The sequence below is a fragment of the Aquimonas sp. genome (assembly GCF_044377145.1).
In the GTDB taxonomy this organism is placed as follows: domain Bacteria; phylum Pseudomonadota; class Gammaproteobacteria; order Xanthomonadales; family Xanthomonadaceae; genus Aquimonas.
On record NZ_JBILJQ010000124.1, the window covers coordinates 1 to 7,927 of the forward strand.

The following is a 7,927-nucleotide window of genomic DNA, read 5'->3' on the forward strand; positions in this document are numbered from 1 at the left end:
TGCAGCCGATCGGTGCGCCGGGCGAACTGCACATCGGCGGTGTCGGCTTGGCGCGCGGGTATCACAACAAATTCGAGCTGACGGCGGAGAAGTTCATCGACGGGGAGCAGACGGCGGTCGGCACGCGGCTGTATCGCACCGGCGATCTGGTCCGCTGGCAGGCTGACGGCACGCTGGACTACCTCGGGCGAATCGATCATCAGGTCAAGCTGCGTGGGTTTCGGATCGAGCTCGGGGAGATCGAGAGTCGGCTCGCCGAACACGCCGATGTCCGCGATGCCGCGGTCGCGATTCAAGGCGCCGGCGACGAACAGCGTCTGGTCGCCTACGTGGTGCCAAGTGCCGATCTGCTCGCTGCCGCCGAAACTCACCAGGACGAGGGCAGGGTGGACGAATGGCGCGAGGTGTTCGATCGTTCGTATGCCGGACAGGCTAGCGAAACGGTCGATGCCCAACTCGACATCGCCGGCTGGATCAGCAGTTACGACCAGCAGCCGATCGCGGTCGACGAGATGCGCGAATGGATTGATGGCGCAGTAGCGACAATCGTGCAGCAGCGCCCACGTCGGCTGCTCGAAATCGGCTGCGGCACCGGCCTGTTGTTGTTCCGTTACGCCGACAGCTGCGAGCAGGTGTTCGCGACCGATATCTCGGCCGTCGGGCTCGACAGTATTGCAGCCGAGTGCCGGCGGCTCGGATGGCGGCACGTTGAGCTGGCGCGGTGCGATGCGCTTGCGATCGACCGATTCGCCGACCGTGAGATCGATACGATCGTGGTCAACTCGGTCGCCCAGTACTTTCCGAGCAAGAGCTATTTCCTCAGCGTACTCGACAAGCTGATGATCTGCCTGCAGCCGGGTGGGCGGGTCGTGATCGGGGACGTGCGGCACCTCGACCTGCTCGACGCGTTCACGACGTCATTGGCCGCACATCAGGCCGGTAGCGACGCGACGGTCGGGCAGGTGCTCAGAACCGCGCGCTTGGCCGCGCAGAACGAAGAGGAGCTGATGTTCAGCCCCGGCTTCTTCGTCGGTCTGTCGCGCCAGCGCGCCGATATCGGTCGGGTCGATATAGTCGTCAAGCGCGGCACGGCGATGAACGAAATGGCGAAGTATCGCTACGAGGTCGTGCTGCACAAGTCCAGCGCAAAGACGGCGCCGCGCGTCGACGCATGGTCCGAGTGGGTTGACGAACACAGCGTCGAGACGATGCTCGCGGCGCGGCGTCACAGGTGCTTCGGCGTGTCGGGAATGCCCAACGGTCGCATCGTTCGCGACATCGAACTGCAGCGGGCCATCGCCGCCGCGCCGCGCGACACCGAGTTGTCTGCATTGAATCTTCCAGCATCAGACTCTAGCTGGCACGGCATGCAGAAGATCGAATCGCTGGCTTCGGCGCATGGCTTTCGCGTCTGGGCGACGTGGTCGCAGCGTGAGCCGGACAAGCTCGATCTGCTGTTCAGCGATGGGGAAACGCCGCTGCTTCAGGCCCGGCACGTCTATCCGAGCCGCAGCGAGACCAATGCACCTCAGCTGAAGACGACCGTAACGACGTTGGTGCCGACGCTGCAGCGTCATCTCGGTGAGCACCTGCCGACCTTCATGCTGCCGAGCGCCTACATGTTGATCGAGCGGCTGCCGTTGAGCGAAAACGGCAAGCTGGATCGGTCTGGCTTGCCCGAGTGGTTCGGCAGCAGCTCGGCAGAGTACGTCGAGGCGGCCGACGCGCTCGAAGCGCAACTGCAGACGATCTGGCAGACGGTGCTCGGCATCGAAGCGATCGGCGTCGACTCGAACTTTTTCGACATCGGAGGCCATTCGCTGATCGCGACACGACTGGTCAGCGCCGTTCGCGCGCAGATGGGCGTGGAACTGGCGGTGCGGACTGTTTTCGAGTGTCCGACGATCCATCAGATGGCGATGCAGATTCGGCGCGCGAGCGGCACTCCCGAGCTGACGCTGCCAGCGATCGAACGCGTCGACGCGAGTGGACTGCAGCGAGTGTCCTACGCGCAGCAACGGCTTTGGTTCATCGACCAGCTCGAGGGCGGCAGCGCGCAGTACAACATGCCGGCGGCGTTCCGACTGCGGGGCGAACTCGACATTGATGCGGTGCAGGTCGCGTTGCGGCAGATCATCGAGCGCCACTCGGTGCTGCGTAGCGTATTCACGCTGGTCGATGGTGAGCCGCGTGTGCAGGTCAACCGCACGTTCAAACTGCCGTTCCGATTGATCGATCTGAATGATTGGAGCGCCGGAGTACAGCCGGACAAGATTCGTCACTACGTCATCGAGGAGTGTGCCCGCGAGTTCGACCTGGGCCGTGACCCGATGATGCGAATGTTGGTGCTGCGGCTCGGCGTGCGGGAGCATGTGCTTGTGCTCACGATGCACCACATCGCATCGGACGGTTGGTCGCTCGGGATCCTTACGAGCGAGTTCGCCAGTCTGTACAACGCGGCGCGCCGCGGCGAACCGGGTGACTTGGCGGCGCTGCCCGTGCAGTACGCCGACTACGCGAGCTGGCAGCGACGCTGGCTGCAAGGCGAGGTGCTGCAAGGCCAGCTCGACTATTGGCGTCGACAGCTGCATGGTGTGCCGACTGTCCATAGTCTGCCGCTCGACCGCCCCCGCAGCGCGATGCAGAGCTTTCGCGGCCAGACGCTGAAGCGCGCGCTCGATCGTGATCTCGCCGTGCGGATCACGGCGCTGTGCCGACAGCAAGACGTAACGCTGTTCATGTTGCTACAGACCGCATTCGCGGTGCTGCTGTCGCGCTACAGCGACGAGCGCGACATTGTCGTCGGTACTCCGATTGCTGGACGTACGCACGCCGACGTCGAACCGTTGATCGGGTTCTTCGTCAATTCGTTGGCACTGCGGACTCGGGTCGAACCCGAGCATGCCTTCATCGATCAGCTGCGCAGAAATCGTGAAACGATCCTCGACGCGTACACGCACCAGCATGTGCCGTTCGAAATGCTGGTCGAGGAGCTGCGTCCGGCGCGTTCGCTGAACCACAGCCCGATATTCCAGGTGCTGTTCGCACTGCAGAACAACGACGGCATTCGGCTCGCACTCGACGGCATCGAGCTGCAGTCGGAACCCCGGGCGAACGAGACGGCCAAGTTCGACCTGTCGCTGTTCGTCAGCGAGCATCCTGGCGGGTTGGCGCTCAAATGGGAGTACTGCATCGCGCTGTTCGATGCCGCAACGATCGAGCGGATGGCGACGGCGTTCGAGGTGCTGCTGCGTGCGGTCGTGGACGCGCCGGAGACGTCGATGGCAAGCCTGCCGCTGCTCGATGCAGATGCAAGGCAACGGATGCTCCAACTCGCTCACGGCGAGCAAGTCGACGTGGCAGAGCCGATCGCCCAACGTGCATTCGAGCGGCAGGCGGCGCGGACGCCGCAAGCCGTCGCGCTGTCGATGACCGATCGGACGCTGAGCTACGGCGAGCTCGAGCGCGCCGCCAACCGACTTGCGCACAAGCTGCAGGCAATCGGTGCGCAGCGAAACGACCTTGTCGCGATCCGAGCACAGCGCTCGCCGGAACTGATCATTGCAATTCTTGCGGTGTGGAAATCCGGTGCCGCCGTGCTGCCGATCGATCCTGCCTATCCGCCGGCGCGGCAGCGCTTCATGTTGGAGCAGGCGGAGGTTCGGGTGTTATTGACCGACCGCGCTAGCCATGCCGCGGCAGTCGACGACTTCCGGGTCGATACGGTAATCCATCTCGACGACTCGAGCTTGCGTAGCGAGCTCGAGACCCTGACGGCGACGCCGCCCGCCGCGATCAATGCGGCGAACGATCTGGCCTATTGCCTGTACACCTCGGGTACGACCGGCCAGCCAAAAGGCGTTGCGATGCCGCATCGTGCACTGGCGAACCTGCTCGTTGCGCAAGCGGTCGACCTCCCGCGTATGCGCGAGCCGTTGAAGACGTTGCAATTCACTTCGATCGGCTTCGACGTCGCGCTGCAAGAGATTCTGACGACGCTGTCGACCGGCGGTGAGCTGCGTTTGATCGACGAATCGGAGCGTGCCGATCTTCGCCTGCTCGCGCGGCGTTTGCGCGACGACGGAATCGAGCGCGCATTCATGCCGTTTGCCGTGCTGCAGGCTCTGGCCGCGGAGGTCTGCCGCGATCCCACGGGCACGCCGAGCCTGCGCTTGCTGGTGACCGCGGGCGAGGCGCTGCGAATGACCGCAGAGCTCCGACAATGGCTGACGGCGATGCCCGATTGTCAGCTGGTAAATCACTACGGACCGACTGAAACCCACGTCGTGACGGCGCATTCGAGCGAGCTCGACTATCGCAGCTGGGACGATCTGCCGCCGATCGGCCGGCCACTGCCGAACTGCAACGTCTACCTGCTCGACCATGGTTTGCAGCCGGTGCCGGTTGGCGTCGTCGGCGAGATCTACGTCGGCGGTCCCTGCAATGCGCTCGGATATCTGCATCGACCGGATCTGGACGCCGAGCGCTTTGTCGTTAGTCCCTTCAAGCAGGATGGTGGACAGCATCTGTACCGGACCGGCGACTTGGCGCGTTCCCTGGCGGATGGATCGATCCGTCACGTAGGGCGCCGTGACGATCAGATCAAGATCCGCGGCTATCGCGTCGAACTCGTTGAGATCGAAGCCCGCCTTGGTGAGTGTGATGGCGTAGCTGAGTGCGCGGTCGTTGCTCGTCGACACCCGCAGCGCGGCGTCTATGTCGTTGCCTATGTTGTGTCAGATGGCTCGATGGAGCGTGATGCGGCGCCGGAAGCCTATCGCCGCGCGCTGCGCAGCGTGCTGCCGGAGTACATGGTGCCGAGTTCCTTCCTGATGCTCGACGCAATGCCGTTGACGCGCAACGGCAAGGTTGATCGGGCTGCACTTCCGGACGTCGAGGTCGACGACCGCGCGTCCTTCGTCGAGCCGAGTGGCGAAACCGAGCGTGCGGTTGCCGCGGTCTGGTGCGAGGTGCTTGGCCGGACGTCGATTGGACGCCACGACAACTTCTTCGACGTCGGCGGCCATTCGCTGCTCGCGACCTCGCTGGCCTCGCATCTCAACAGGGCACTCGGCGTCGAGATAAGCCTGCGCGAGCTGTTCGAGCGGCAGACCATCGCCGAACAGGCAGAACTGGTTGACACCCGTCGATGGCTTATCGACAGCGGGAGTTCGATTTCCGCCACCCAAAACGACATGGACGTGATCGAACTGTGAATACGGAAGCGATCTTGCTGCAATTGCGGTCGGCGGGCGCGACCATCAGCCTGCGTGACGGCAAGCTCGTCTGCGCGTTGCCAAAGACCAGCGACCCGGCGTTGCGCGAACTGGTCGTCATGCACAAGGAAGAGCTGCGGCGCCACATCGCCGCGGCCGAGCGCAGCCGAATGCCGCCGATCACGGCGCATGATTGGCGTAACCGACCAATGCCGCTGTCGTTCGCGCAGCAGCGGCTGTGGTTTGTGCAAGAGCTGGAAGGTGGAAGTCAGTACAATCTGCCGGGCGCCGTGCGTATTCCAGGGCAGTTTCGCGAAGAAGACTTTCGCGCGGCGCTCGCTACGGTGCTCGAGCGCCACAGCGTGCTCCGCGCCGTGTTCGTCGAGGCGGACGGCGATGTTCGGATGGTGGTGTTGCCGTCGAGCGATCTTCCGCTGCAGACGTTCGAATTGCGTGCCTTCGATCACGACGAACGCTTGACCAAGGCGCGGCGGCTGGTCGCCGATGATGCCCGGACGCCCTTCGATCTGCGCCGCGGACCGCTGCTGCGTGTGCAACTGATCCGACTGGCCGATGAGGATCAGATCGTCACGTTGAATCTGCATCACATCGTCGCCGACGGCTGGTCGCTCGGAGTGCTGTTGCGCGAACTGCTGGCGCTGTATGGAGCCCCGGATCGACCGCGCGCGAAGTTGCAGGCACTGCCGCTGCAGTACGGCGATTACGCACTGTGGCAGCGCGAATGGCTCCATGGTGAGGTTCTAGAGCAGCAGCTCGGTTACTGGCGTCAGCAGCTTGCCGGATTGCCGCTGGTCCATGGTCTTCCGCTCGATCATCCACGGAGGGCCGCACCACGCTATCGCGGCGATGCCGTCAAGCTGCGAATCGACGGCGAGTCGAGCGAGCGGCTGCGTGCGGCCTGCCGGCGCCATGACGTTACGCCGTTCATGCTCTTGCATACGGTGTTCGCGCTGCTGCTGGCGCGCCTGTCGGGTCGCGACGACGTCGTCGTCGGTACGCCCTTCGCCAGCCGCGTTCATGCCGATCTCGAGCCGTTGATCGGTCTGTTCGTCAATACGTTGCCATTGCGCAGCCGCGTTGCACGCGAGATGAGCTTTGCCGAGTTGTTGGCGGCCAACAAACAGGCCGTACTGGATGCACAAGCGCATCAGCACGTGCCGTTCGAGATGCTGGTCGATGAACTGCATCCACCGCGCGAGCTCGGCCTCCATCCGCTGTTCCAGATTCTCTTTTCACTGAACAACACCGAACACGCCGATCGCCGTAGCGGCAGCGACGACGACGGCTTGCGTCAGGCCAGCCAATCCGTGCGTTACGACCTCGAGTTGGGGATCGTGGAGTCGGCATCGGGATTCGCGCTGATCTGGGCGTACAAGACCGACCTGTTCGACCACGGCACGATCGAGTCGTTTGCCGACGCCTACTCGACGTTGTTGCGTGCGGCACTCGCGCAGCCGCAGGCGCGCGCAATCGAGTTGCCGTTGCTGAGTAGTACGCGCCTCAACAGTTTGTTGCAGCTGGGCCAGGGTGGGCCGGAGGCGAGCGGGCCGGCGGTGCATCGCCTGGTCGAACGAATGGCGATGCAGCAGCCTGCGTGCATCGCCGTGCAGTATCGACACGAGACGCTCTGCTACGCAGCGCTCGATCAGCACTCCAATCGACTTGCCCACGTGTTGAGCGTGCGCGGGATCGGTTCCGGCAACCGAGTTGCCGTCTGCATCGGGCGCAGCCTCGAACTTCCGATTGCGTTACTGGCGGTGTTGAAGACCGGCGCGGCCTATGTTCCGGTCGATCCCGGCTATCCGCAGGCGCGCGTCGAGCACATGCTCGATGATTCGGCAGCGGGATGTGTCGTCACGACGAGCGCGCTGGCCGAACGCCTGAATGTGCCGGCCGAAAAGTGCTTCATGATCGACGGCGATGCCGAGCGCCTTCTGCTCGCCGCCGCGGCGACGACAGCGCCGCAGATCCGCGACGACCCGAATGCGCTGGCTTATGTGCTGTATACGTCCGGTTCGACAGGCCGGCCGAAAGGCGTGCAGATCGAACATCGTGCGCTGACCAATTTCCTGCTGTCGATGCAGCAGCGGCCGGGCTTCGGCGCTGATGACGCGCTGCTCGCGGTCACTCCGATCAGCTTCGATATCGCCGGGCTCGAGCTGTTCCTGCCGCTGGTCAGTGGTGGTCGCATGGTGATCTGTCCCGACGACATCGCGCGCGACGGACAGGCACTTTGGCAGCTGCTGGATCAGTGCAATCCAACGGTGATGCAGGCAACGCCCGCTACCTGGAAGTTGCTGATCGAAGCGGCTGGCGAGCGCCGCTTCGCCGCGGGGTTCAAAGCGTTGTGCGGCGGCGAGGCGCTCGGCGCGGCGATGGCTGCACGCTTGCGCGGCATGGGCGGTCTGTTGTGGAACATGTATGGGCCGACCGAAACGACGATCTGGTCGTGTCTGCATGCGGTCGACCGATCGGCCGATGTCGTTCCGATCGGCACGCCGATCGCCGGCACCGAGGTGTACGTCGTCGACGCCGACCGCCAACTCGTACCGACCGGTGCGATTGGCGAGCTGTACATCGGCGGCGCCGGTGTGGCGCGCGGCTATCTGAACCGGCCCGATCTGAGTGCGGAGCGCTTCGTCGAGGACTGTTTCGGCCACAGCGGCGGGCGGCTGTATCGGACAGGCGAC

At 64.1% G+C, this 7,927-nt stretch carries 3 protein-coding genes and 1 pseudogene; 3 read left to right on the forward strand and 1 reads right to left on the reverse strand.

Annotated elements, in window-relative coordinates:
- Positions 1-512: 512 nt before the first annotated feature.
- A pseudogene (locus ACIQ7H_RS21150) lies at positions 513-848 on the forward strand (class I SAM-dependent methyltransferase); the annotation flags it as partial.
- A 69-nt stretch (positions 849-917) separates the two neighbouring features.
- Here the strand turns inward: ACIQ7H_RS21150 and ACIQ7H_RS21155 are convergent.
- Complete coding sequence (locus ACIQ7H_RS21155; protein ID WP_395795295.1) at positions 918-1,136, reverse strand: hypothetical protein; 219 nt, start codon at positions 1,134-1,136, stop codon at positions 918-920.
- A 483-nt stretch (positions 1,137-1,619) separates the two neighbouring features.
- Here ACIQ7H_RS21155 and ACIQ7H_RS21160 point away from each other — a divergent pair, with 483 nt between their 5' ends.
- Both ACIQ7H_RS21160 and ACIQ7H_RS21165 read left to right on the forward strand, forming a co-directional pair.
- The gene (locus ACIQ7H_RS21160; protein ID WP_395795293.1) at positions 1,620-5,216 is read left to right on the forward strand and encodes an amino acid adenylation domain-containing protein; all 3,597 of its coding nucleotides are present in this window, start codon (positions 1,620-1,622) and stop codon (positions 5,214-5,216) included.
- Positions 5,217-5,230: 14 nt separating this feature from the next.
- Positions 5,231-7,927 (forward strand): amino acid adenylation domain-containing protein (locus ACIQ7H_RS21165; protein ID WP_395795291.1); only part of this gene is annotated, 2,697 nt, incomplete at its 3' end.

Bases quoted from the DNA above. Each gene is read 5' to 3' on its own strand.
- ACIQ7H_RS21160 (WP_395795293.1), top strand. From the start codon at position 1,620: ATGTTGATCGAGCGGCTGCCGTTGAGCGAAAACGGCAAGCTGGATCGG.